General features: G+C 42.5%; 25 protein-coding genes, 2 tRNA genes and 1 pseudogene. All 28 read right to left on the reverse strand.

Annotation, left to right across the window (positions count from 1 at the left end; translation table 11 throughout):
• Positions 1 to 20: 20 nt before the first annotated feature.
• The 28 genes and pseudogenes from dusB to spoVT all read right to left on the reverse strand — a co-directional run bounded on the left by dusB (position 21) and on the right by spoVT (position 24542).
• Positions 21 to 1022, reverse strand: a complete 1002-nt coding sequence (gene dusB, locus JJ692_RS01705; RefSeq protein ID WP_024425662.1) for a tRNA dihydrouridine synthase DusB — start codon at positions 1020 to 1022, stop codon at positions 21 to 23.
• On the reverse strand, positions 1015 to 1248 hold the full coding sequence (locus JJ692_RS01710) for a helix-turn-helix domain-containing protein (RefSeq protein ID WP_133744982.1): 234 nt from the start codon (positions 1246 to 1248) through the stop codon (positions 1015 to 1017). The genes dusB and JJ692_RS01710 overlap by 8 nt, the downstream gene beginning before the upstream one ends.
• Positions 1200 to 1703, reverse strand: coding sequence for a 2-amino-4-hydroxy-6-hydroxymethyldihydropteridine diphosphokinase (folK, locus tag JJ692_RS01715; protein ID WP_024425660.1), 504 nt, complete (start codon positions 1701 to 1703; stop codon positions 1200 to 1202). Before folK ends, JJ692_RS01710 begins: the two co-directional genes overlap by 49 nt.
• Entirely contained in the window at positions 1700 to 2062 is a 363-nt protein-coding gene (gene folB, locus JJ692_RS01720; RefSeq protein WP_080780838.1) for a dihydroneopterin aldolase, read from the reverse strand. Before folB ends, folK begins: the two co-directional genes overlap by 4 nt.
• Positions 2055 to 2912 carry a dihydropteroate synthase gene (gene folP, locus JJ692_RS01725; RefSeq protein ID WP_206534149.1) on the reverse strand — a complete coding sequence of 286 codons (858 nt, stop codon included), beginning with the start codon at positions 2910 to 2912 and terminating at the stop codon, positions 2055 to 2057. The genes folB and folP overlap by 8 nt, the downstream gene beginning before the upstream one ends.
• 9 nt (positions 2913 to 2921) lie before the next feature.
• A complete protein-coding gene (gene pabC, locus JJ692_RS01730) occupies positions 2922 to 3770 on the reverse strand; it encodes an aminodeoxychorismate lyase (RefSeq protein ID WP_024425657.1) in 849 nt (282 codons plus the stop codon).
• Positions 3767 to 4360: an aminodeoxychorismate/anthranilate synthase component II gene (gene pabA, locus JJ692_RS01735; RefSeq protein WP_024425656.1), complete on the reverse strand. Its 594-nt coding sequence runs from the start codon at positions 4358 to 4360 to the stop codon at positions 3767 to 3769. The genes pabC and pabA overlap by 4 nt, the downstream gene beginning before the upstream one ends.
• A 13-nt stretch (positions 4361 to 4373) precedes the next feature.
• Positions 4374 to 5792 carry an anthranilate synthase component I family protein gene (locus JJ692_RS01740; RefSeq protein WP_133744984.1) on the reverse strand — a complete coding sequence of 473 codons (1419 nt, stop codon included), beginning with the start codon at positions 5790 to 5792 and terminating at the stop codon, positions 4374 to 4376.
• 124 nt (positions 5793 to 5916) lie between these two features.
• Positions 5917 to 6840: a cysteine synthase A gene (cysK, locus tag JJ692_RS01745; protein WP_024425655.1), complete on the reverse strand. Its 924-nt coding sequence runs from the start codon at positions 6838 to 6840 to the stop codon at positions 5917 to 5919.
• 77 nt (positions 6841 to 6917) lie between these two features.
• Complete coding sequence (locus JJ692_RS01750) at positions 6918 to 7826, reverse strand: peptidyl-prolyl cis-trans isomerase (RefSeq protein ID WP_024425654.1); 909 nt, start codon at positions 7824 to 7826, stop codon at positions 6918 to 6920.
• 45 nt (positions 7827 to 7871) lie between these two features.
• Entirely contained in the window at positions 7872 to 8747 is an 876-nt protein-coding gene (gene hslO, locus JJ692_RS01755; RefSeq protein ID WP_133744985.1) for an Hsp33 family molecular chaperone HslO, read from the reverse strand.
• A 14-nt stretch (positions 8748 to 8761) separates the two neighbouring features.
• On the reverse strand, positions 8762 to 9538 hold the full coding sequence (locus JJ692_RS01760; RefSeq protein WP_024427185.1) for a type III pantothenate kinase: 777 nt from the start codon (positions 9536 to 9538) through the stop codon (positions 8762 to 8764).
• 161 nt (positions 9539 to 9699) lie between these two features.
• Complete coding sequence (gene ftsH / locus JJ692_RS01765; RefSeq protein ID WP_024427186.1) at positions 9700 to 11601, reverse strand: ATP-dependent zinc metalloprotease FtsH; 1902 nt, start codon at positions 11599 to 11601, stop codon at positions 9700 to 9702.
• A 95-nt stretch (positions 11602 to 11696) separates the two neighbouring features.
• Positions 11697 to 12236, reverse strand: a complete 540-nt coding sequence (gene hpt / locus JJ692_RS01770; RefSeq protein ID WP_008357399.1) for a hypoxanthine phosphoribosyltransferase — start codon at positions 12234 to 12236, stop codon at positions 11697 to 11699.
• Positions 12233 to 13655: pseudogene (tilS, locus tag JJ692_RS01775) on the reverse strand (tRNA lysidine(34) synthetase TilS). Before tilS ends, hpt begins: the two are co-directional and overlap by 4 nt.
• A gap of 96 nt (positions 13656 to 13751) precedes the next feature.
• Positions 13752 to 14759, reverse strand: a complete 1008-nt coding sequence (locus tag JJ692_RS01780) for a protein kinase domain-containing protein (RefSeq protein WP_206534150.1) — start codon at positions 14757 to 14759, stop codon at positions 13752 to 13754.
• Entirely contained in the window at positions 14743 to 15480 is a 738-nt protein-coding gene (locus JJ692_RS01785) for a vWA domain-containing protein (RefSeq protein WP_024425649.1), read from the reverse strand. The genes JJ692_RS01780 and JJ692_RS01785 overlap by 17 nt, the downstream gene beginning before the upstream one ends.
• 76 nt (positions 15481 to 15556) lie before the next feature.
• Complete coding sequence (gene spoIIE / locus JJ692_RS01790) at positions 15557 to 18040, reverse strand: stage II sporulation protein E (protein ID WP_024425648.1); 2484 nt, start codon at positions 18038 to 18040, stop codon at positions 15557 to 15559.
• A 203-nt stretch (positions 18041 to 18243) separates the two neighbouring features.
• Positions 18244 to 18315: transfer RNA gene (locus JJ692_RS01795), tRNA-Glu, on the reverse strand.
• Between the two features lie 25 nt (positions 18316 to 18340).
• A tRNA-Met gene (locus JJ692_RS01800) sits at positions 18341 to 18414 on the reverse strand.
• Between the two features lie 177 nt (positions 18415 to 18591).
• Complete coding sequence (locus JJ692_RS01805; protein WP_008357409.1) at positions 18592 to 18987, reverse strand: S1 domain-containing RNA-binding protein; 396 nt, start codon at positions 18985 to 18987, stop codon at positions 18592 to 18594.
• 82 nt (positions 18988 to 19069) lie between these two features.
• Positions 19070 to 19444 (reverse strand): FtsB family cell division protein, encoded by a 375-nt coding sequence (locus JJ692_RS01810; protein WP_024427190.1) that lies wholly within the window; start codon positions 19442 to 19444, stop codon positions 19070 to 19072.
• Between the two features lie 18 nt (positions 19445 to 19462).
• A complete protein-coding gene (yabQ, locus tag JJ692_RS01815; protein ID WP_034624421.1) occupies positions 19463 to 20101 on the reverse strand; it encodes a spore cortex biosynthesis protein YabQ in 639 nt (212 codons plus the stop codon).
• Positions 20098 to 20406 carry a sporulation protein YabP gene (yabP, locus tag JJ692_RS01820; RefSeq protein WP_024425646.1) on the reverse strand — a complete coding sequence of 103 codons (309 nt, stop codon included), beginning with the start codon at positions 20404 to 20406 and terminating at the stop codon, positions 20098 to 20100. The genes yabQ and yabP overlap by 4 nt, the downstream gene beginning before the upstream one ends.
• A gap of 73 nt (positions 20407 to 20479) precedes the next feature.
• A complete protein-coding gene (locus tag JJ692_RS01825; RefSeq protein WP_008341839.1) occupies positions 20480 to 20740 on the reverse strand; it encodes an RNA-binding S4 domain-containing protein in 261 nt (86 codons plus the stop codon).
• A complete protein-coding gene (gene yabN, locus JJ692_RS01830; protein ID WP_206534151.1) occupies positions 20737 to 22221 on the reverse strand; it encodes a bifunctional methyltransferase/pyrophosphohydrolase YabN in 1485 nt (494 codons plus the stop codon). The genes JJ692_RS01825 and yabN overlap by 4 nt, the downstream gene beginning before the upstream one ends.
• The gene (locus JJ692_RS01835) at positions 22211 to 23815 is read right to left on the reverse strand and encodes a putative polysaccharide biosynthesis protein (protein WP_206534152.1); all 1605 of its coding nucleotides are present in this window, start codon (positions 23813 to 23815) and stop codon (positions 22211 to 22213) included. The genes yabN and JJ692_RS01835 overlap by 11 nt, the downstream gene beginning before the upstream one ends.
• 190 nt (positions 23816 to 24005) lie before the next feature.
• Positions 24006 to 24542, reverse strand: a complete 537-nt coding sequence (gene spoVT, locus JJ692_RS01840) for a stage V sporulation protein T (protein ID WP_003217990.1) — start codon at positions 24540 to 24542, stop codon at positions 24006 to 24008.
• Between the last annotated feature and the right edge of the window lie 30 nt (positions 24543 to 24572).

A 24572-nucleotide genomic window follows, 5' to 3' on the forward strand; every position in this document is an offset into this window, starting at 1 on the left:
CTACAAAAAGAAAGATAATCTTATCCTACTTTTATACTTTGAAGCTCTTTTGCCTCGGCTTCGATCGTAAAGTCATCAAGAACTTGTACAAGCTCCGCTCTCGTTTCACTTTGATTGATTTGATTTCTTACGTCCGCATTGCCTCGGACACCTTTTAAGTACCATGCTGCGTGCTTTCTCATTTCTCTAACAGCCACATGCTCGCCTTTTAGATCGATGAGTCTGTCTAAGTGAAGCTTGCACACTGACATTTTCTCACGCACGTTTGGCTCTTCTTTCAGTTCACCCGTTTCTAAATAATGAACCGTTCGATAAATCATCCACGGGTTTCCTAGTGCAGCTCTTCCGATCATGACAGCGTCCACGCCTGTTTCATCAAGCATACGTTTTGCATCTTGAGGGGTTTTGACATCGCCATTGCCGATGACAGGAATTGAAACAGATTGTTTCACCTCTTTAATAATATCCCAATTCGCTGTTCCTTCGTACATTTGCACGCGTGTCCGTCCGTGAAGCGCAACCGCTTGTCCACCTGCTCGTTCAACAGCACGGGCATTGTCGATAGCAAATATATGGTCTTCGTCCCAGCCCATTCTCATTTTCACAGTAACTGGTTTGTCTACAGCTTCTACGACAGCAGAGACCATTTCATAAATCTTGTTTGGATCAAGGAGCCATTTCGCTCCTGCATCACATTTCGTAATCTTTGGTACAGGACAGCCCATGTTAATATCAATAATATCAGCTGTGGTATTCTGGTCTACGAACTTTGCCGCTTCGACGAGTGTGTCTTTTTCCCCTCCAAATATCTGAAGGCTCAAAGGCTTTTCCCGTTCATCAATGTATAGCATACCCATTGTTCTCGCGTTGTTGATCAGGATCGCTTTGTCACTGACCATTTCAGCGCAGACTAAGCCCGCTCCAAACTCTTTCACCGTCAGTCTGAAGGCAGAGTTGCACACACCCGCCATTGGTGCGAGCACTACTTTGTTTTTAATCTCGATATCTCCGATTTTAAACATTTTTCCCCCTCCTTTCTTCCTCAAGAATTGGCGAAAGTTCTTCCACCGTTATATTTAAAGCATCTGCTATTTGACCAACCAATTGGTTTTTTGGTAATCGATTGCCTCGCTCAATTTCTCCTAAGACAGAGACAGAGATGCCCAGTCTTTTCGCGAACCCTTCCTGAGTATACCCTTTTAGCTTTCGGTATGCACGAATTCTTCTACCCCACATGTCTTTTTCCATATGCTTACACCTTCTTGGTCTGTTACGGCATTTATTTGTACTTCGCCGATTTCTGGGCAAATCTCACTCATCGGGACAAGAACGAATAAACGTTCGTACATTCTAGGATGCGGTACTACAAGTTGTTCTGTTTCAATATTTTCACGATTATAAAGTAAAATGTCAAGGTCAGCCGTTCGTGGTCCCCATCTCACTTCTCTTGTTCTGCCTAACTCCTGCTCGATTTTCTGAGTAAGAGATAGTAGTTCCTCCGGACGAAGTGAAGTGGTAATTTTCACGGCCATGTTTAAAAAGTCATCTTGGTTTTCATATCCTACAGGTGCTGTTTCATATATCGATGAGATTAATTCCACTTGAACCTCTGGATGTTCATGCAGTTTTTTGACGGCTTCTTTTAAATAGGTTTCTTTTTTACCTATGTTTGAGCCTAATGCGATGTATGCTGTATTGTTCATGTGCGCGATCTCGTCATTTCAATTGCAACGGACTGATAGTGTCCTGGAATTGGCGGATCTGGTTTGATCACCTTCACTGTACATTCCTGAACTGTCGGAAAGTCCTTTAACACTTGGTTTGCAATTCTTTCTGTCAGTGTTTCAACGAGATTGACCGGCTTACCTTCTACAATGCTTTTGCAGATTTGGTAAAGCTCTGCATAGTTAATGGTCTCATTGAGGTCATCAGTTTGTCCGGCTTTACTTAAATCAAGTGAAGCTGTTAAGTCCACGCGGAATCGCTGCCCTAATTTATTTTCTTCTGCAAATACACCATGGTACCCGTAAAATTCCATTCCATTTACATATACTTTATCGATGATAAGCGCCTCCCTTATTCAGCATGGCATCCATCATTTTTGCCATTCTTGTTATTTCTTTTACATCATGTACACGGACCATCGCACTGCCCTTTTGAATCCCAAGGCAAACTGTCGCACCTGTTCCTTCAGTACGTTCTTCAGGGGGCAGGTCTAAGACAGCACCAATGAATCGTTTTCGTGATGTAGCTAGCAGCAGTGGATACCCAAGGTGACAAAAATGTTCAAGTTCATTCATGACCTTCAGGTTGTCCTCTTTATTTTTCGCAAATCCTACCCCTGGGTCTAATATGATCATGTCATCACGGACACCCGCTTGCTGGGCAATTTGGACACTTTCTTTCAAATCGGCGATCATATCTGAAATCAGATGTGTGTAGTTTCGTTCTGGCCGATTGTGCATTAAAATGATTGGGACATCGTGCTTCGCTGCCACATGTGCCATTTGGGGATCTGCCTTCGCTCCCCATACATCATTAATGATGGAGGCTCCAGCTTTCACCGCTTCATCTGCGACACGGGCTTTATACGTATCAATAGAGATAGGTACATCTAATTCTTTTGTGATCTTCTCAATGACAGGAATGACCCTCGAAAGCTCCTCTTCTTCCGAGACAAGTGCCGCTCCCGGGCGAGTCGATTCTCCGCCAATATCAATAATATGCGCCCCGTCTTCTATCAGCTGCGCTGCATGAGCCAGCGCTTTATCTACTTGATTAAACTTTCCTCCATCTGAAAAAGAGTCAGGAGTGACATTTAAAATGCCCATGACCAATGTCTTTTCTTCATAACTAAGGGTGTGATGCTTGGCCTGTATGATTTTAGGCTGTTTTATCAATTGTTGTGTCATTGTGTCCACCTACTCTTTATGGTCTTGACGTTCTTTTGTGTATTGCATTCTTAACTTTGTTGAGATGGTCCGGCTGTTTTTGGGCAAGTGGATGTCTCCTATACTCCCGAAAGGTACAACTCCCTGAACAGAATTAGTCATCCATACCTCATCAGCTGAGAGCAAATGTGAGACTGGGTATCGTCCTTCCTTTAGCGAGACCCCCATCGCGTGGAGCGTTTCTATACAATATCGACGAGTGACCCCATTTAAAATGCCTGTATCAAGTGACGGTGTATAGACCACATCATCTTTCCGCCAAAACACATTTGAGGTAATACCTTCTGCCACATCATCTTCTTTCGTTAAAAAGATGCCTTCTAACGCCGGGTCGTTCCCCACTTCTCTTTTCGCGAGCAGGTTGTTCATATAGTGATGAGACTTGAGACGCCTTGGCCCTTCTGGTGTATTTCTTCTTGTTTGAAGAATGACTCCCTTTTTCTCATCTAAAATAGATTCTGGACGGAATGGAGAGATCATGACAAAAACGACAGGCTCTTCATAAGGATCTGCAGAAAACCCATTGCCTCTGCCCGCAGAAACATTCAAGCGAATTCTCGCATGGCCGCCGGCTATTTGGTTTTTATTCAGTAAAGTATGAATGATGTCGAGTACAAATGGTTTCTCTATTGTGGATTCGATGCAAAGGTCACGTAATGATTGATTGAGCCTTTCAAGATGCCAATCTAACAGGAAGACTTGTCCTGCCAGGCTGGTAAATGTTTCGAATACACCGATGCCATATAGAAAACCATGATCAAAAGGAGAAAGAGTCGCGTCTTTCTCCTCTATATACTGACCGTTCAGATAAATGATCATGCGTTTACTTCATGCCCCTTTTTACGATAGGTTTCAATGAAATTTTTCAGCATTTCTTTTCCGAAGGATGTCATAATCGATTCAGGATGGAATTGCACACTTTCAATCGGCAGTTCTTTATGGCGAATCGCCATGAGCTCGCCTTCTTTTGTGCTGGCTGTTGCGTCAAAGCACTCTGGCAATGTCTCGTTTTTGACAATTAACGAATGATATCTCGTTGCAACGAGCGGATTTTGAAGTCCTGTGAAGACACCTTTTCCGTCATGTTTAATCTCTGACGTTTTACCGTGCATTAAGCGCTCTGCTCGAACGACATCCCCGCCAAAGACTTGTGCGATGGATTGGTGACCTAGACACACACCGAAGATCGGAATACTTCCTGCAAAGTGCTTGATCGCCTCCATACTAATCCCCGCTTCATCAGGACTGCATGGCCCTGGAGAAATCATGAGGAAATCCGGCTTGAGCTCTTCAATTTCTTGAATGGTTACTTGATCATTCCGTTTCACGATCAATTCTTCTCCAAGCTCACCTAAATACTGGACCAGGTTGTACGTAAATGAATCATAATTATCAATCATTAAAATCATACTCTGCTCACCTCTAACTCAAAATAGTCTCTTCTTTGCTCAGCTGTAATGCTTTTTTCACTGCATAGGCTTTTTTAATTGATTCTTTGTATTCGTGTTTTGGAACAGAATCAATGACGATCCCCGCACCTGACTGCATAAAGGCCTTTCCTTCTGTACAATACGCAGTACGAATGACGATATTAAAGTGCATATCGTGATTGAATCCAAACCAGCCTATAGATCCAGTATAAAGCCCACGTCTTGTTGGCTCAAGTTCTTCTATGATTTCCATCGTCCTTACTTTTGGAGCACCTGTAATCGTTCCACCTGGGAATACAGCTCTCATGACATCTACCGCGTCACATTCATCACGCAGCTCTCCTTGTACATTGGATACAATATGCATCACGTGCGAATATTTCTCAATCGCCATAAATTCGTTCACTTTTACGGATCCATAAGTGGATACGCGTCCAAGGTCATTCCGCTCAAGATCAACGAGCATCACATGCTCTGCGCGTTCTTTTTCATTTTCAATGAGCTCTTTTGCCAGCGCTTGATCCTCAGCGTCGTCTTTGCCTCGTGATCTTGTTCCGGCAATTGGTCTTGTTTCTAGCTGAGTTCCTTTTTTCTTAATAAGCAACTCTGGAGATCCACAAACAATTTGGAAGTCAGGCGTATGCAAGTAAGACATGTAAGGAGATGGATTTACCTGACGTAACGTTTTGTATAAATCATACGGATGAGTGTGAAGCTGTTCATCTTGTCTGATGGATAAGTTCACTTGGAACACATCACCGTTTGCGATATACTGCTTAATTTTCTCTACTGCTTCCCCAAAGGTTTCTTCAGTGAATGGTGCTGCTGGTACAAATTCTGTGGAAGGTTCACTGACAGGTGATTGTGCTGATTCTTCTGAAGAGCTTGTCCATTTTTGCTTCCATTCTTCAAGCCTTTGGTTCGCTTCACTCCCTGATTCCGCTTCCTCTATGTGCGTAATCAGCCACAGCGCGTGCTCTTTATGATCAAAAACTGCAACATCGTTAAATACGAGGAAATAAAGGTCTGGTGTTTGAAGATCATCAATTGACAGCATCTTAAAATGTTCGATGTATCTAGCATAATCGTAGCTTAAAAACCCAATGGCTCCGCCTTGAAAGTCGGGATATTCGTCGTTCGTTTCAGTTCGAAGGGTTTGAAACCAATCCGTAAATGCTCTGAATGGATCACCTTCTTTGAACAGCACCTCATCTTGATAATGGATAGTCGTCATTCCATCTTTCCCCTTCGCTTTTGCGATCGGGTGAATACCAGCGATGCTATAAGAACCGCCGCGCGCACTTTCAAGAAGCACATGATGTGTTTCACGAGCAGTTAATTGTTCGTATCTTTTCAAAAATGCATCTTTCGTAAAAGGAATTTTGATGCCCATCGGCCTGCGTTGTGTCATGTTATCATCCTTTTTCATTTTCATTAACCTTATTGTAATGCAATCCATTTTATTTAGAAAATAGTATTTGCTTTCCATCTTCAGAATTCATAAAAAAACCCCAGCAAATGCTGGGGTGATTGGTTTAATCGAATTGATAAAGAGGTGTACTGAGGTAACGCTCACCATTACTTGGGATGATGGCCAGAACCTTTTTCCCTTTACCAAGCTTCTTCGCTGTTTGAAGCGCTGCGTAAATAGCTGCTCCAGAAGAAATACCGCCAAGGATTCCTTCTTCTTTCGCTGCTTTTCTTGCAAGCTCAAATGCATCTTCGTTTTTCACTTGGATGATGCCGTCATATATTTCTGTGTTCAAGATTGAAGGAACAAAACCTGCTCCAATTCCTTGAATTTTATGCGGACCCGGCTTACCGCCTGACAATACAGGAGAATCTGTCGGCTCTACTGCATAAAGCTGGATGGATGGGATGGCTTCTTTTAGGACTTCACCAGCTCCTGTAATCGTACCGCCCGTACCAACACCTGCAATAAATGCATCAAGCTCGCCGTCAAACTGTTCAAGGATTTCTTTCCCAGTTGTACGACGGTGAATCTCTGCATTGGCTTCGTTGCTAAATTGCTGAGGCATGAAGTAACCATGCTCTTCTGCTAATTCTTCCGCTTTTTTGATGGCACCTTTCATTCCTTCTGCACCTGGTGTTAAGACAAGTTCCGCACCATAAGCGCGTAAAAGGTTGCGACGCTCCTGACTCATTGTGTCCGGCATAACCAAAATCGCATTGATTCCTTTAGCAGCCGCTACCATTGCAAGGCCGATTCCTGTATTTCCGCTTGTTGGTTCAATAAGCGTATCGCCGGCTTTTAATGTACCTTTTGCTTCAGCATCTTCGATCATCGCTAAAGCAATACGATCTTTGACACTGCTGCCCGGGTTCATATATTCAAGTTTCAAGTAGACATCCGCACTGTCTTCATCTACTAAACGGTTTAATTTAACGACTGGTGTATTTCCTATTAGTTCAAAAACTGAATTTGCAATACGAGCCATCACTAACACCTCTATCTCCGAGTAATTTTATTGTATTAATATTAAATTATCAATTTCAAAAAATTTTGTCAATGCTTTTAGTCCTGCTCTCCATCGTAAAACCATGTGACTTTTGCTTCTTTCCACAGGGTTTTGACATTCGCCTTTTCACCTAGATCTTCCATGGCGATCTGCCTTTTAATCTGGTCTTTGACTTCGTCATAGGAGAAAGAGCGGCCATTTAATTTTTCTTTTAACTGAATAATGGCATACCCGTTTTTGGTCTGAATCGGCTCTTTCGTCCATTCATCTGGCTGAAGCTTTTGAGCTTCTTGTATGTATAGGGCTGGGATACTTTCCTGCTCTTCTGTCACAAATCCAAGATCTCCGCCGTATGGTGAGGTGTAACGGTCGATTGAACGTTCAGCTGCCACGGCTTCGAAGCTAGACCCACCTTTTAAATCTTTTAATACATTTTCAGCCTCGCTCTTTGTCTTCACGACGATATGGCGAATGCGGTATGAATCATCATATTGATATAAGTCCTTGTTTTTTTCATAAAACGATTTCGCTTCTTTTTCAGAAACGACGGCATCTCTTGTTAAAAGCTGCTCTAATAAAATTTGATAACGAATCTGTTCTTTCCATTCCTTCTCACTTGTATGTCCATCTTCATAGAAATTATTAGACACCGCTTTGAGCATGAGCAATTCACGATTGATCTCTTTTGAAGACACTTCCAGCTTGTTTTGCTTGGCAAGCTGATTGACCACTTTCTGATTGATCATTTGCTCAAGAGTCGCCTTTCCGTAGCGGTCTTCCATTTTCTTTAGCCATTCTTGACGCGTCACCTTCTCTTTTCCAATCGACGCAATTTCTTCACCACTCTTCCCGTTAGAAGAAGCCTGTGACATTTGTGACTTTGTTAATACATATGCAATGACAACGGCATTAATCATGAGCAACACGAGAATAAATGTCCATACCACTCTTGCTTTTAGTCTCATCTTTCGTCTCCTTTCCATTCTAAAAAGAAAACCCGCTGCTTAGAGCTAGCGGGTTAATTCTTCACGTAGCTCTTCTAGCTCTTCTTTTGTAAAGACATACGTTTCGTTACAAAAATGGCATTGAGCTTCTGCTTGTCCGTCTTGTTCAATCATATCATCAATTTCGGCTTTCCCTAGGCTGATAATGCCATTTGCAAACCGTTCTTTTGAGCAGTTACAAGAAAATTCGACAGGTACAGTTTCTAAAATTTGAGGCTTTTCACCAAGTACTTCTTCTAATATTTCTTCTGGTGTCATCCCTTTTTCAATGAGTTTAGAGATTGGTTCAATGGTTGACAGGCGCTTTTCTAGTCTTTCAATGACAGCATCTTCTGTACCAGGCAGCAATTGAATGATGAAACCGCCTGCTGCGAGAATCGAATTATCTGGGTTGACAAGGACGCCTACGCCTACAGAGGAAGGCACTTGCTCAGAAGAAACAAGATAATAAGTGAAGTCATCTCCAATTTCACCTGAGACAATTTCTGTTTGTCCTGTAAAGTGGTCCTTCAGCCCGATATCTTTGACAACACTTAATGTTCCATATGTTCCGACTGCACGTCTAACATCCAGCTTGCCATGTTCATTTAAGTCAAAGTGAACTTGTGGGTTTGAGACATATCCTCGTACCTGGCCTTTTGCATTTCCATCAGCAATAATGGCGCCGATTGGGCCACCGCCTTCTATTTTGACAGTTAGCTTATTCTCACCTTTCAGCATAGCACCCATCATGACTGTTGCTGTCATCGTTCTGCCGATGGCTGCTGATGCAGTCGGCCACGTATGATGTCTTCTTTGTGCTTCGTTGATTGTATCTGTTGTGTTTGCAGCATATGCGCGGACTTTTCCGTCATATGCTAACGCTTTAACTAAATAATCCATTTGATTTAAACCTCCTATAATACACCGACACGATTACGTTCATAAATGAGCTGCAGTCCTTTTAATGTGAGGAACGGATCGACAATATCAATACAGTCTGATTCATTTCCAATCAATGTAGACAAACCGCCTGTTGCAATGACTTTCGGTGTTTGTTTGGCTTGCTGCTTCATCCGTTTCACTATTCCCTCGACTTGGCCAACATATCCATAAAGGATGCCGGATTGCATCGCACTGATGGTGTTTTTTCCAACAATGTGATCAGGACGGACAATTTCAATTCTCGGCAGCTTCGCCGCTCTTGTATATAAAGCCTCAGTTGAGATGGTTATACCCGGTGCAATCGCTCCACCCATGTATTGTTTTTGTTCATTGATATAACAGTAGGTTGTTGCTGTTCCAAAGTCTACCACAATTAGAGGCGCCCCATATAGATGAATTGCTGCTACTGCATTGACAATTCGATCTGCCCCGACTTCCTTTGGATTGTCACACATAATGTTTAATCCAGTCTTCATTCCAGGCCCTACAATTTGGGGTGTTATGTGAAAATACTTTTCGCACATTCTTTCAAGTGCGAACATCATTGGCGGGACAACAGAGGAGATGATAATTCCTTCTATTTGGTCAAACATCAGCCCCACATAATCGAATAAAGCCCTGATGGACATACCAAATTCATCTTCTGTTTTATGACGGCTTGTTTCAATTCGCCAATGGTAGTTTAGATCGCCATTATGATAAACACCTAAAACGGTATTTGTGTTTCCTACATCTATCACGAGTAACAACTTCATCACCACTTTGAATAGTTTCTCAAAAAGAGCATTTTTCGACTTTCTATCATACCATACACGAATTGAGTTCCATTTGTAAACAATTCGAAACCGATCCATTCATGAATCGAAATAAAAAAGCTGCCGGTGATCCCGACAGCTTTCACAGAAGGAGATTAGATCTCCTCATCTTCTTTTTTCTTGATGTTTACTTTCACATCATCGTTTTTCTCTTCGTCATCTGCGTATACACGCTCTGGAAGCTTTCCAGTTTCGTAAAGAGATTTAATTTGCTCAGCATCTAATGTTTCAACTTCTAGAAGGGCTTGTGCGATGATTTCTAGCTTATCTTTATTCTCAGTGAGAATTTGTTTCGCACGTTCGTAGCTCTCCTTAATGAAACGCTGAACTTCTTGGTCAATTTCGTAAGCGATCGCTTCACTGTAATTCGGCTCATTGTTGAAATCACGTCCAAGGAAGACTTGACCTCCTTGTGATTGACCGAATTGAAGCGGACCAAGTTTATCAGACATACCGAACTCTGTGACCATTCTTCTTGCAATGCCTGTTGCACGCTGGAAGTCGTTGTGAGCGCCTGTACTTACTTCACCAAACGTAATTTCCTCTGCAACACGACCGCCGAGCAAGCCGACAATCTTATCAAGAAGCTCTGGCTTCGTTTGGAAATAACGGTCTTCTCTTGGAAGCATGACCGCATATCCGCCTGCCTGACCACGAGGAACGATCGTTACTTTATGCACCATGTCCGCTTCGTCTAGGATAAGACCAATGACGGTATGACCTGCTTCATGGTAAGCCACAATATTACGTTCTTTCTTCGAAATGACACGGCTTTTCTTCGCCGGCCCAGCGATGACACGGTCAGTCGCTTCGTCAATATCACGCATATCGATTTTCTTTTTGTTATGACGGGCAGCAACAAGTGCTGCTTCGTTTAGTAAGTTCTCAAGATCTGCTCCAGAGAACCCTGGTGTTCTGCTTGCAATGGCTTTTAAGTTAACTGACTCGTCAAGCGGTTTGTTTTTCGCATGAACTTTCAGTACTTCTTCACGGCCAATAACATCTGGGCGGTCAACCGTAATTTGACGGTCAAAACGTCCCGGACGCAGCAATGCAGGGTCTAGAATATCTGCACGGTTTGTCGCAGCAATGATAATAATACCTTCGTTGGCACTAAAACCATCCATTTCAACAAGAAGCTGGTTAAGCGTTTGTTCACGCTCGTCATGACCACCGCCAAGACCGGCTCCACGCTGACGACCCACTGCATCAATCTCATCAATAAAGATTAAGCAAGGTGCATTCTTTTTCGCATTTTCGAATAAATCACGTACACGTGATGCACCGACACCGACGAACATCTCGACGAAGTCAGAACCACTGATGCTGAAGAAAGGAACGCCTGCTTCTCCTGCAGATGCTCTCGCAAGCAATGTTTTACCTGTACCTGGAGGTCCTACTAGTAAAACCCCTTTAGGGATTCTTGCGCCAAGCTCCGCAAATTTACGTGGGTCCTTCAGGAATTCAACCACTTCTACAAGCTCTTGCTTTTCTTCATCTGCACCGGCAACATCTTTAAATTTCACACGTTTCTTCTCTTCTGTGTAAAGCTTTGCCTTACTCTTACCAAAGTTCATGACTCGGCTTCCGCCGCCCTGAGCTTGGTTCAATAAGAAGAAGAACAAGATAAAGATGATGATAAACGGAATGATGGTTGTCAGAACTTGCAGCCATCCATTTGTTTCAGGTGCTGGTTCTACTTTTACATCTGTATTCTTCAGTGCACTGTAAATTTGGTCAACACCTTGACCATCTGGAACATGGGTAATGAAGTATTGATCTTTCTTCGCGCCATCTAATTGACCACGAATTTCATAAACCCCTCTTACAGGCTGAATGGAGATACTCTCCACTTTTCCCGCACTTAGATTTTGCGAAAATTTGCTGTAAGACATGTTCTCAGGCTTTTGATTTGGGGATCCTAACCAACTGACGACCCCTATCACAAGTAATAAAATAAGTATATAAAAAATCGTATTACGAAAAACCCGATTCATTCCTTACCTCCTCCCACAGTAAGCACAACTATGTTCAATAGTATCATAGAAAATCATTCCAACACAACCAATAACCTCATGTATACGTATGCTGATCAGCCTTCGTAAACAGATGGTTTTAACACTCCGATATACGGGAGGTTTCGGTAACGTTCAGCGAAATCCAATCCATAGCCGACAACAAATGCATCTGGCACTTCAAAACCAACATAATCTGCTTTGATGTCTGCTTTGCGGCCGCTTGGTTTATCAAGCAATGTCACAATTTTAATGGAATTTGCTTTACGGTATCGGAAAAGCTCTACCAGATAGCTCAAAGTTAACCCACTGTCGATGATATCTTCCATAATCAAAATATCTCTTCCTTCAACAGAAGTATCTAAATCCTTAATGATCTTTACTTCTCCAGAAGATACGGTAGACTTTCCGTAGCTAGATACATCCATAAAATCAAGTTCTAAATATGTATCAATGTGTTTGATCAGGTCTGCCATGAATGGAAGAGCCCCTTTCAAAACACCAATAGCCAGGGGAAATTTACCATCATAATCACTGGTTAATGTTGCACCCAGTTCCTTCACTTTTTGCTGGATCTCTTCTTCTGAGATCAAAATCTTTTCAATATCTTGTTTCATGCTTTTGCTTGCCCCCTACAAATTTTCGTGCTGTCTATATTGTAATACAATGAGATCGCTGTTTGTCATATCAATTTCTTCAAAAACGGATTTTTTCAGACCTGGGATCCAGATGATTTGATGATCCGAGTCAGTGACGATCGGCCAGCTGTCTCTTTCTGCAAGAGGCACTTTTTTATCAATAAATATATCCTTCACCTTTTTTGACCCATTCATCCCTTTAAGTTTGATTCGATCACCATTTTTTCGTGAGCGAATGATCAAAGGGAGACGAACATGATCTTTTTGAAGCAAGAAAAAATGGTTTCCGTTCCGTGCATCCTTCGGAACATGATTTGATACGGCGATAGACTGTCCATTTGGGAGAAAAAGCTCTTCTCCGAGCTCAGCCTTTAAGTGAAGAGCATAAGACTGGTCTAATACATGCGATCGCTCAAAGGTAAACATACAGTGATCATAAGACTTGACAGCTTGTAAACCTTTTGGCAAATCTAATGATCCAGACGGTTGATCGGTATGAGATAACCAGTCTAAAGTCCCTAGAATATGCTGGTTTGAAAACGCTGATTGAGTGTTTTCATAAAGATAGTTTAATATTAGTTGAATGCCTCTTCTTTGTAAAGGCAAAGGCAGGTCAAGCAAAGGCTTCGTTTTAATCTCAATTTGCTTAGGCGATTGACTCGTTATCACTTGGTTCATTTGTTCCTTTGTTAAAGCCTGCAAGTATTGCTCATCCTCAGTCAGCATGTCACTTACAAACTGAAAGCTTTCATGTACATGAGGTGCCTCTTCTTTTAACACGGGAAGAATGTGTCTTCTTACCCGGTTTCTCAAGTAGTCATCTGTATGATTGCTTTGATCAATGACATAGGGTACATGTTCTTTTTCACAAGCTTTTAGCACGTCGTCCTTAGAGTATCCAATGAGCGGACGAATCAGCCACCCATTTTGAAAAGGACGTTTTGCTTGGATACCTGCGAGTCCTATACCAACAGTCCCTCTCGCAAGTCTCATCAACATTGTTTCTACTTGGTCGTCTCCATGATGTGCAAGCGCTATAAATTGAGCGTTGTATTGCTCCATCAATTGACGAAAGAAAGCATATCTACACTCCCTTGCAGCTGCCTGTTTGTTTAAGCGGTTTTCTTTTGCATATTGGGTGACCTGTATGCGGGACGATTCAAAAGGGATCTCGTGCTCCTGACAGTAAGCCTCAACAAATGCCAAATCAGCAAAGGACTCTTCTCCTCTGAACATGTGATCTACATGGGCTGCAATCAGCTGATAGGAACCTTTGCGGCGCTTGTTAAGTTCATGCAGTAAGAGCATGGAATCCGGTCCGCCGGAAACCCCGACAATGACTGTCGTATTTTCAAGGTAAACATCATGTTTTTCCAAAAAAGATTCAATTCTATTCACAACTTCCTCCTCACAAAGAGCAGGTAATTTAAAGATATACATATCCTATCACTTTCAGTAGCTCCAAGCAAAGAAGAAGCCTGCTTTTTTACAGCTCTACAACAGGAACAAAACCACATATGCACAGTAAAGAGCGAGTACACTGCACACGATAAGAATGGTTTCAAAAAGCCCGCCTGATTTTTTACGTGCTGACGTTCTTTTTGCTGCTGCAGCACGCGATCGTGTAGTCACTTGTTGATTTTGATTAACAGCGGGTTTTGGCGCGGGTTTTGGTTGCTGCTTCTTTTGACGCGTTTTTCTTGATGCAATCAGCTGTCCTTCTTTCAGCATCGCACTTTTCATGTCTGCTGCTGATTGATATTTACCTTGTAGAGCAGCCTTTAACACCCTTTCATATCGCTTTAATAAAGGATGTCCTTCAATGGCTCGATAAAGCTGTTTATCTGGTTCTGCTCCTTTTTTGAATTCTTTCTTATACGCACAGTTGACCATCACCATGGTCAGGGCAAATAAATCATAGGTTGGTTCAGCTTTTCGTGTACCGAATCCCCAATAGCCTCGATCAAAAAACTCGGTATACTCTTTAATTGCCCTGCCCGCTTTCGTCGTTCCTCCCACATCAATGCACCGGATTGTGGCAGGGGGACCAGAAACAATGAGATTATCCGGCTTCAAGTCACCAAAAATCCATCCTTCCTGATGTAAATGAGCCAGGCTAGATAAAAGCTGAATCATCAAAACAACGATCCACTCATCACCCTTTTGTTTCACAAATTCAAGCAATAATGGACCTCTGACATATTCCATCACATAAAAAGAGCGTTTTTGAGGCATACCGGGATAAATTGCATCATCCATATCATAAAAAGAAGGCCCCATGGTTTTCACAGGAGCCTTTGAAAAGGATTTTAATACATTGACTTCAGACGCAATGAGCATACTGTCATCACTCACTTTAAGGGCCGCTTGCCCATGTGGCGATTCGGTCAGATAGACAACACCGTTCGCCCCTTTTCCAAGCTCTTTTACAATACGGTAATGATGGTGGTGCCATTTCCCTTGAATCACCGTGCCTAACGGGATGTTAGAAGCCGAATTCATCATTATGCTCTTCCTTTGCTTCAAGCAGCCCTTTGCGTGAACGAACTGATTTGAAATGCTGAAGTGCTTCCCGAAGCGCTGGTCCCGTTGGGGTGATGCCTCCAGTGGTCAGTTTTGGGAAAATAGATGATAATGAATCGAATCGAGGCGTCCAATTCAACACAATTTCAGCATCTGAGTTTTTCCCGGGAAATACACACATCCCAAACTGATTTTCTCCAATTCTTGAATTTAAACTGATGGAAAGGTCGATAAGTGCCTCTTTGACGGTTGGCAGCTTCGGTTTCATACTTGCACTTGTATCAACAAGCACGAGTACTTGAAGGTGAACCGTTTCTCCTAACTCATCGACAACCTCCATTACTTCCCCGCGCTTATCAGGTGGAAGCTCTTCAATTTCAGTGTCTTTGCCGAGTATTTGCTGCAATTCTTTATTCACAACACCTTGCAGGGTTTGTGTCATTGCTTTTTTCGTGACCATTTGTACTGTTTGAGATAACTGCTGGACGTAGACAACTTGATGGATGCCTCCGCCTGCGAGAGCAATCCCCTCTACTTCCTTCATTGCTTCATGATCGTGTCTGTTTTCTTCCATAATGCCAATGACATTGACTGTAATCCCTTGTTCCTTTGCCAATGAGGCAATCGCAAGCGGATCCTCCCCGTGATTTGAGCAGCCATCTGTAATCAATAAGATTTGGTTGACGTGACCTTTTCGCATCTTCATTCCTCCTGGGATTGTAACTGAATGCTTATATCCCCATCATCGCCAGAAGAAATTCATATTATACGATATTTTAAGAAATCTCTTGTTTCTCAAGATAGAATGTACCGGTCGGAATGGAAGCCCATTTTGGTGTGTTGTGGTCGAGCCTGATGACAACAACTGTCATATCGTCGTCAATTTGGCCTGCTCTTGTTCGAATAACCTCTTCCATTAATAAATCAGCAATTTCTTGGGGATCTTCTGTTTTAAAGCTTTTCATTTTCCGTTTCACCCACAGATCATGATTTTCAATATGCTTTGGCCCCTCAAAAATACCGTCACTCATCATAATCAATAGGTCTCCTGCTTTCATCTGTTCGCTCACAACCTCGACTTCGAATTCATCAATAATACCGATTGGCAAGTTGCTTGCTTGTACCTTCATCACCTGATCACCCCGTTTAATAAAGCTGGGTGTTGAACCAATCTTGAGGAACTTACAGCTCGCATCCTGTAAATCAATGATCGATAAATCCAATGTTGAATAGATCTCGTCCGTCGTTCGTAAAGATAAAATACTATTAATGGTTTTAATCGCCACTTTTTCATTGATACCTGACGCCAATATTTTTTCTAACAGCTTAATCGTTTCATTGCTTTCAAAATGAGCACGTGCTCCGTTGCCCATTCCATCACTAATAGCTGCGGCATACTTGCCTGCTCCAAGCTCCATCATGCTGTAGCTGTCTCCAGATACCAGTCCTCCGCCTTTTGCTGCATGTGCCACGCCTGTAGCCACTCGGTATGATTTAGCAGAGCCAAATACAACGTGGCAATAGCCTGTTGGATGCTCTGCACACTGTTCTGCTTTGACTAAAATCTGTTCTTCTAAAATATCCGAAAGCATTGGCGCAATGATTTTTTCACATTCCCCATGCCCTTGGCAATATGGGATTCTCATTTCAATATCCACATTTCCCTGCTCCAAGCTATAGATTTCTACTTGCTGAATTTCAATGCCAAAGTGCTGAAGTGCTTCTATCATCTGCTCTTCCTGAATAAAATGCTGCTCTCTTTCTCGTTTTATTTCCCGGGAAAAATCCTCCATCACTTGTGAGACCCCCATCAGCTGTTCAGCCACAAGACGCCTGCTGTCTTGGACTTTTTTCTTCAGTGTCTGGTTGGCTTTATAGTATGCGATCTCCTCTTCGATCAATTCCTCAACATGTTTTGATTTTGAGCAGTGCTGACTAAATTTCTTTTTCAATTTTCGGTTATGCTCATACGTTTTTTCATCAGATTCATGCATAACTTGTTTCATTAGTTCATAGGTTGTATCAAAGTTCTGCACCCAGCATTTATTTTTCTTATAGCACGTTTGACAGGATCGTTCTGTGATCGTACTTAAAAAAAGATCTACATCCTCTTCCTGCTTCTTCTCTTCAGGAATGGATTCGTAAAATGTCGCAAAACTCTCAGACAGCGCATGAAATACATGAGAGAATTGATCTACCTTTTTTGCTGTCACGTCTCGTACCTTCCGAGCATATTGCTGCTGCTCTTGTACATGCTCTACCGTACCAGGAATGTATTTCGCTACCTTGGAAGTAACTGATTGCGGCGTGAGTAAAAAGAGCGCAACCGCTATAAGTGACTCATACAGTGTGGTCATGAGACCTGCTGACCCTTCCCCGTACAGTGAAATGAGTAAGGAACCCACAATTAAGCCGATGGCTGCCCCTGCTTTCTTCCCTTCTTTCAGCAATCCGCCTAATAAGCCTGAAAAGGCAAGAAGACTCATCTGATAAAGGTTTCCGATGTTAGCGAGACCAAGAATTAATCCTGTCACAACACCGACCGTACAACCAATACTGGCTCCGCCAATAAAGGCAAATGTCAGCACTACATAACGTGACAAAATATGCTCTGCCTGCATTCCTTGAAATGTGATCCCAGCAAGACCAGTTAAAACTGAGGCAATTAAAATCATAAAACAAATAATTTCTTCGACCTTTAAAGAGTGTTTAATTTTCCTGACTGTAAAAATCGGCAGGCTTTGAAGAAAAATCAGAGTCAAAATGAAGGCAAGTCCTGCTTCGACACCCGCCATGACGTAATCATAACTTTGCACAGCACCTTGCTCTAGGTAAACAAACGCTCCCCGGGTGATCAGCATTGAGAGAACAATGACAACCGGTAATGTTTTCACTGGGTCTTTGATGATGAAAGAAACCACCTTTGACATAAGGAGAAACATGAGCAGCGACGCAAACACAAACAATGCATTTTGAGGTGATATCGTCATCGCCCCAGCGAGTAATGCTAGACAAGCAAGCATCGCCTTATCTCTTTTAATAAGCAGCATGGAGCCAAAGAAAGGCAGAGCAAACGGCATAATTTCAGATAATATAAAGGCTCGTCCTAATAAAAAGCCTAGAACAACATAAATAAACCCTTTATAGAAAAAAAGAGAATGCGTGTGATGAAGAAACAGGTTTTTCATCTTTTTTAGCCCCGCACTGATTCTTTCAAACCCCGCTCCTGTTAAATCAGTTCTTCTTTCTAGTTTTTCCATCTTCTCATCCCCCACCTGATATTCGTTGCTTGTCATTATAGCGAAGGTGAAAAAGAAATTTTGTCAAAAGAAGTTGTCGTTTCCATAAAACGTTCGACGCTTTATTCGTCAAAGAGGCATACTTTCATGAAAGTCGATGTCTTTCATCAGAATTTTACGAAGGCACAAAAAAACAGCTTTCTTATAGAAAGCTGTTTCAAATATGACCCGTACGGGATTCGAACCCGTGTTACCGCCGTGAAAGGGCGGTGTCTTAACCGCTTGACCAACGGGCCTTGCTTTATGTTCTAGTTAAAAGGATAGCGGCGGAGGGGATCGAACCCCCGACCTCACGGGTATGAACCGTACGCTCTAGCCAGCTGAGCTACACCGCCATAATGAAAATGCGCTAAGAAGCACAAGAACTATAATACAAAGGATTCGCTTGTCCGTCAATAGAAAGTTTTAAATTAAATGACGAAATCTCCAAAAATGTCGGATGGATCATGAAAAAAAGCACCTGCTGAACAGCAGATGCTTTGTTGTGAAAATATATAGAAAGCAGCAACAAGTTAACCTCTTCTTGCTCCGCGCCCCCCACGTTTTGATTCCGTGTTACGTTTTAAAGATGTTAAGCGATCTTCGCTATCTTTTAAGAATTTGTTCATTTTTTGTTCAAACGATTCCTTCGGACGGAAATCATTTCTGCTTGGTCTTGATTGTTGTTGAGGACGATCTTTTGCTTTTTTAATGGACAAGCCGATTTTACCGTCTTTTTCAACGTTAATCACTTTCACTTCAACTTGTTCACCGACTTTTAAATGCTCATTAATATCTTTTACATAGTTATCGGCTACCTCACTGATATGAACGAGACCAGTTGAACCGCCTGGCAACTCCACAAAAGCTCCAAAATTTGTAATGCCCGTAACTTTCCCTTGTAACTTGCTGCCAACTTCAATCGACATAAAAAAAGTGCTCCTCCTTAGACTTATAAAAAAATCTCATTTGTTCAATTATACATAAACTGAATTTTAAGTGTCAACAAGGCTAATCGCTCTTATTGCCCACATCAAAGATTTTTTCGCCTTTTTTGGACATATAATAGTCCCGTCGTGCCAGTTCGAGTACGTATTCCTTGCTTTTCAGCTTCTTAATTTCATCAGAAATATCTTCCTGCTTTGTTTTTAATTGCTTCAACTCTTTTTCGAGCGCAACCTTCTTCTCTTCTTTTTCCTTTAGTGAAGACGATTGCGACCAGAGGGCACTTGTCACCAAGACAGCAAACATGAGCACGATTACACCAAACACGGTAAGCCTTCTAAGGAGTCCGCGACGTTTGCGTTTTAAGCGCTGCGCTTGCTGTTCCATTTGTTTTTGATAATCATTTTGAATTTGTGCGATATTTCGTTTTCTCTTGTTCAAGATTGAAGGCCTCCTCTCTTACTTTGTCCAGAATTGTTTCCATTTCGTTTTGATGGTACCAGATAATTTCTTGGCCCCTTGTAAAATTCCTGCTCCTTTTGAGAAAAACAATCTCATTGATGTTCGCCATTTTTCGGGAATCCGATGAATAATGGTCACATTGAGTAACCAGATGAGCGGATAACAAACAATCGACAGCACCTTCCACACGAGCCGAAACGTAAAACGAACTAGACGTAAGAGCGAGTGGAGCAAGAACAGAAAAGCACTTATGACCAATGTGATCATCCAGCGTATCGGCTGGAAGACAACCGACATGACCAGCCTTTTTAGGAAGAGAACGGTTTGATATACACACATCATGATAAACTTGAGAATCTTGAGATACAAATGTTTCATCAATGCCTGATACATCGAGAAACCTAGAGCAACGGCTAGAAAAATATAAAGCCTGAATTCTCCCTCATTTGTCAGCAGCAGGACGTAAAAGAATAAGAGACCCTGTACCATCCAAAAAAGGAGATCGTGGATAACCAAAAGCCATTTTGCTGTTTTTTCCCGGTTCACAAACAGCTTGTACGTATCAAGCGATGCGCCCAGCCAGATGCCCATCGCCGCCATGGAAAGCATCGTATAAAACTGGACTGTCAGCGTCATTTAAACAGCTTGCTAAAAAATCCTTTAGCTTTCTCCCCGTGCTGCTCATCAACATAGATTAAATCAAAGACACGCCCTTTGATCGACACAACGCCCTTTTCGACGTCTAGGTTTTTCATTTGCAGATTTTCTCCGCGGATGGCGAGAATCCCCATGACCGTCTCCAGCAGAAATTCCTCACTATCAAAGCTTTCCACTTGTTTGACACCAGTAATATCTAAATGCTTTCTGTTTCGCATTGTGACATTGTGCTCCGCGTCTGATGACAGCTTCGTACCTTGAGGTTGATTATAATATTGATTCATCTATACATCCCCCATATCTCATACTTGCATGTTACTGCATTGTATGTGATAAGAGGGTCTTTTAGAACAAGCCCTATTCTGCTGTTTTTTCTTCTTTTAGCACAGTATACATGCCAGCCGCTTCTTCTTTTTTCGTCGTGTCCTTTAACTCGTTGACTTGAACAGTCACTAGTTTTTGACCAAAACGGATTTGCAGCTCATCTCCTTCTTTCACGTCAGAGCTTGCTTTCGCCTGTGTTCCGTTAATAGATATCCTGCCTTGATCAGCTACTTCTTTTGCCAATGTTCTTCTTTTAATTAAACGGGACACTTTTAAAAATTTATCTAGTCTCATGTGTGTTCACCTCTTTCTATGCGTTTCGCATCGTTCCATAGATCGTCCATTTCCTCTAGCGTTAAGTCATCTAATGAACGGCCCATGTCCTTTGCTTTTTGTTCGATATGCTGAAAGCGCCGTATGAATTTTGTGTTGGCAGAAGCGAGTGCCGTTTCAGGCTCTAGGTGATAGAACCTGCCAATATTGACGAGAACAAACAAAAGATCTCCAAATTCATCTTTCATCTGCTTCGTTGCACCTTCGTCCGTCTTCTCTGCCACTTCAACGAGAAATTCCTGCTTTTCTTCTTCGTATTTGTTCCAAATATCTTGAACATCTGTCCAATCAAAGCCTACTTTGGCAGCTTTCTTTTGGAGCTTATATGCCTTTGTTAGTGCCGGAAGTGTCGCCGGAATCGATTGCAAAATAGAACCGGTCCGCTCTGGCTTCTCCTGCTGTTTGATTTTTTCCCAGTTGGCCACCACATCTGCTGCTTCAGAAACATTCGTGTCACCAAACACATGGGGGTGGCGCCGAATCATTTTTTCTGTGACATGCTGAATGACGTCATCAATTGAGAAATAACCGTCATCTTCGCCAATTTGAGCGTGAAGTAACACCTGCAGCAGCACATCGCCAAGCTCTTCCACCATATGATCTGGGTCATCTTCATCTATCGCTTCAAGCAGTTCATAGCATTCTTCAATTAAATATGGTTTGAGTGATTCATTGGTTTGTTTTTGATCCCATGGACAGCCACCCGGACCTCTTAATGTACGTATGACGTCACGGAAGGTGTCAAATTGTTGATAAAGCAGCTGTTCATCTTGAATTGGAGGAACATAAACACTCGTTAAGTTATTTATCGACACATCTCGATCAAGTTCAAATAAAGGAACGGCAGTAATCTGTTCCTGACTGCTTCCAGCTGCAGTCACAATATAAACTTCATAATCGTCGGGGAGCTTTTCCATCAGCGTGAGTTTCACATTCGAAGCTGTCATCTGATCATATACCTGACAAATCAGGACGTGCTGGGTTAATTTCAGATCATCCGCTCTCATATCCCCTGCATCAACGAATTGTAATCCCTCGATGGGGTCAATTTGCAAGGAGTTGAATGTCGCATCTAGAAAGCTTTGTCCACCAGCGACAGACACCTCAATCCCGCGCTCTTTCTGCCCGGCGACGAGCAGCTGTACGGTCTTTTCTGCCACAAATGGATGACCAGGTACAGCATACACAATGTCTTTTTCCGCTGCCTCTGCAAATAATATTTCGGTAATTTCCTGATACACCTGATCAAACTGATCATGCTTTTCATAAATTTCATCAAAAAAGGTGAGAGATGGGACCTCCTGCATTAACTCTGCGGTAAGCGGATGATCCTGCGTTCTCATAAATACTTCTTTCGCCTGCTTCAGCTGCTTATATACACCGAGCGTCAGCTGATCCATGTCGCCTGCCCCGAGACCGACGACGGTAATCTTACCTGCCATTTTGATTCCCTCTCATCTGTTTAAAATATAAAATCTTTTCTCCTAATGGAATGAGTCTCCATTCCTCGTCCGTAAATACTTCTAGCTTAAGAATACTATATAAAAAGGCGAAACCACCAATAAAAACTGATGTCAGGCTCTCTAAAACGGAAAACGGACGTTTTTCAAAGGGAATCACCCATGAAAACAGAGCCTGATATCCTATTAAGACCACAGCCATGAAGGCGGCTGATAAAAGAATTTTCACCGGGAACAGCTCTCTCAACAAAATCCATCCTTTATGCTTCAAATAAACGGCATTGAGCACGGCTGCTGTGAGAAAACCACATACAGTTGACCACGCGGCACCGTGGATGCCAAATAACGGTACAAGCTCAATTGTTAGAATCCATTTCACCAGCACGCTGAGAACCACCACAACAGCAGGATATACAGTATGCCCGAGCCCTTGCAGTAAAGCCGCCTGCGTAATGGCAATCGACGTAAAGACGATCGATATACAGAATATTTGCAAGGCATCGGTGCCTAAGTCATTACGAAAAAGCATTGTATTGACTGGTGCTAAAATACAAATCAGTCCAACCGCTGACCCTATCCCTAATACTGACGTGGTCTTAACCGATGAGCGAACTTTTTGCCGTATCGTTTCATGCTCTCCATTCCTCATGGCTGCCGATAAAAATGGTACAAGAGAGGTTCCGATGCTGATGGCAAACACCGTTCCGAGCTGTAAGAAAGGCTGGCCTCGGTCATATACACCTTTCGCCGCCTTTGCCGCCGCTTCACTGAGACCCTCGCTGCGCAGCAACGCATACAGATGAAAAGCATCAATCATTTGCATCCATAAAATGAGCAAACCGCTGACACAAATCGTCAATGTATACAGCACCAAACTCTTCATAACATCTTTTTTTCGAAGTGTCGCCTGTTTGCCTGACATACTTGTAGCAGACTGCTTTCGATAGGTCAGCCAAAGGAAAAGAAGCAAAATGAGCGAGGCCGCACTTCCTGCGATAGAAGAGAACACCGCACCCGCCCCTGTTTCATAAAGCGAATAGCCGTGCCTCACGAAATAGAAGGATAAAACAAGCAGGACACCTACCCTGATGAGCTGCTCAACCAATTGAGAAACAGCTGTTGGAAGCATCAGACCGTCACTCTGAAAAACTCCCCTCAGCATCACAGTGAGCGGCAGAAATAGAAACACAAAAGCACTCATCTGGATGAGCAGAATTAATTGACTATCTGCCATAAGACTCGCAATTGTGCCTGCTCCTATGTAAAGACAAAGAAATAAGACCAGGCTCAGTAAAGTGATATAGACCAAGGATACCCTTGTAATGATCCGTCGATTCTCTTCCCCATGATCACTCAAAAGCTTGGACACCATGACAGGAAAACCTGTTGTACCAAGCATGATGGCAATGCCAAGGAAAGGATATACCTGCTGATAAATATAAAACCCTGTGTCCCCTACGATGTTTTGAAACGGAACACGGTAAACGGCACTTAATATCTTTGATAACAAGCCTGCGATGGTCAAAATCACCGCACCCTGGAAAAGCCAATGCGGCTGATTCACAGCATTTTTCATGGATGACTCCTTTAAAATAAATCTACAGTTAAACGCACTCATTATAACATACGTGAATGAAAAGACGTTTCTTTCTAAGGAGTAGACGGCACATGTCTCGTTTTGTTTCATCCCATATAAAAAACCGACAAAATCAAATGATTTCATCGGCATTCTTTCGTTTTATCAAAATGATATAGAGTTATTAGACCTAATGTTCCATTTGACGGGCTAAGAAGCCAGCTGCCGTTTCTGCCGCTTTATGCTCCACTTCTCCCATTGAACGCTCTTTAGAAAATAAGACGACGGCGCCAATTGGATCTCCGTTTGCAACAATAGGTGCAATGGTATAAGCAGATACGTCATCATCAATACCATCGACAAGTTGAATTTCTTTTTTGCTTTCTTCTAACACAGAATTACGCTGATCCATTGTTCGTTCAAGTAAATCACTGATCGATTTGTTTAAATACTCTTTTTTCGAACTGCCGGATACAGCAATATACGTATCTCGATCACAGATCAGGATGGAATGACCCAGACTGTCGAATAATGCATCAGCATATTCCTTCGCAAAGTCTCCTAGCTCACTAATCGGCGAATACTTCTTCAAAATCACTTCTCCATCGCGGTCGACGAAAATCTCAAGCGGATCTCCTTCCCGGATGCGCAATGTTCTGCGAATCTCCTTCGGAATAACCACTCTACCTAGATCATCGATGCGGCGTACAATTCCAGTTGCTTTCATTCACTGCTGCCTCTCTTTCGTTTGATGATG

The sequence above is a fragment of the Bacillus sp. 3a genome (genome assembly GCF_017161885.1).
Classification (GTDB): Bacteria; Bacillota; Bacilli; order Bacillales; family Bacillaceae; genus Bacillus; species Bacillus safensis.

What these genes read in the sequence shown, in the direction of transcription:
- dusB (WP_024425662.1), bottom strand. Translation starts at nt 1,022, where the DNA reads ATGTTTAAAATCGGAGATATCGAGATTAAAAACAAAGTAGTGCTCGCA.
- JJ692_RS01710 (WP_133744982.1), bottom strand. Translation starts at nt 1,248, where the DNA reads ATGGAAAAAGACATGTGGGGTAGAAGAATTCGTGCATACCGAAAGCTA.
- folK (WP_024425660.1), bottom strand. Translation starts at nt 1,703, where the DNA reads ATGAACAATACAGCATACATCGCATTAGGCTCAAACATAGGTAAAAAA.
- folP (WP_206534149.1), bottom strand. Translation starts at nt 2,912, where the DNA reads ATGACACAACAATTGATAAAACAGCCTAAAATCATACAGGCCAAGCAT.
- pabC (WP_024425657.1), bottom strand. Translation starts at nt 3,770, where the DNA reads ATGATCATTTATCTGAACGGTCAGTATATAGAGGAGAAAGACGCGACT.
- pabA (WP_024425656.1), bottom strand. Translation starts at nt 4,360, where the DNA reads ATGATTTTAATGATTGATAATTATGATTCATTTACGTACAACCTGGTC.
- JJ692_RS01740 (WP_133744984.1), bottom strand. Translation starts at nt 5,792, where the DNA reads ATGACACAACGCAGGCCGATGGGCATCAAAATTCCTTTTACGAAAGAT.
- cysK (WP_024425655.1), bottom strand. Translation starts at nt 6,840, where the DNA reads ATGGCTCGTATTGCAAATTCAGTTTTTGAACTAATAGGAAATACACCA.
- JJ692_RS01750 (WP_024425654.1), bottom strand. Translation starts at nt 7,826, where the DNA reads ATGAGACTAAAAGCAAGAGTGGTATGGACATTTATTCTCGTGTTGCTC.
- hslO (WP_133744985.1), bottom strand. Translation starts at nt 8,747, where the DNA reads ATGGATTATTTAGTTAAAGCGTTAGCATATGACGGAAAAGTCCGCGCA.
- ftsH (WP_024427186.1), bottom strand. Translation starts at nt 11,601, where the DNA reads ATGAATCGGGTTTTTCGTAATACGATTTTTTATATACTTATTTTATTA.
- hpt (WP_008357399.1), bottom strand. Translation starts at nt 12,236, where the DNA reads ATGAAACAAGATATTGAAAAGATTTTGATCTCAGAAGAAGAGATCCAG.
- JJ692_RS01780 (WP_206534150.1), bottom strand. Translation starts at nt 14,759, where the DNA reads ATGAATTCGGCTTCTAACATCCCGTTAGGCACGGTGATTCAAGGGAAA.
- JJ692_RS01785 (WP_024425649.1), bottom strand. Translation starts at nt 15,480, where the DNA reads ATGCGAAAAGGTCACGTCAACCAAATCTTATTGATTACAGATGGCTGC.
- spoIIE (WP_024425648.1), bottom strand. Translation starts at nt 18,040, where the DNA reads ATGGAAAAACTAGAAAGAAGAACTGATTTAACAGGAGCGGGGTTTGAA.
- JJ692_RS01805 (WP_008357409.1), bottom strand. Translation starts at nt 18,987, where the DNA reads ATGTCGATTGAAGTTGGCAGCAAGTTACAAGGGAAAGTTACGGGCATT.
- yabQ (WP_034624421.1), bottom strand. Translation starts at nt 20,101, where the DNA reads ATGACGCTGACAGTCCAGTTTTATACGATGCTTTCCATGGCGGCGATG.
- yabP (WP_024425646.1), bottom strand. Translation starts at nt 20,406, where the DNA reads ATGAATCAATATTATAATCAACCTCAAGGTACGAAGCTGTCATCAGAC.
- JJ692_RS01825 (WP_008341839.1), bottom strand. Translation starts at nt 20,740, where the DNA reads ATGAGACTAGATAAATTTTTAAAAGTGTCCCGTTTAATTAAAAGAAGA.
- yabN (WP_206534151.1), bottom strand. Translation starts at nt 22,221, where the DNA reads ATGGCAGGTAAGATTACCGTCGTCGGTCTCGGGGCAGGCGACATGGAT.
- JJ692_RS01835 (WP_206534152.1), bottom strand. Translation starts at nt 23,815, where the DNA reads ATGAAAAATGCTGTGAATCAGCCGCATTGGCTTTTCCAGGGTGCGGTG.
- spoVT (WP_003217990.1), bottom strand. Translation starts at nt 24,542, where the DNA reads ATGAAAGCAACTGGAATTGTACGCCGCATCGATGATCTAGGTAGAGTG.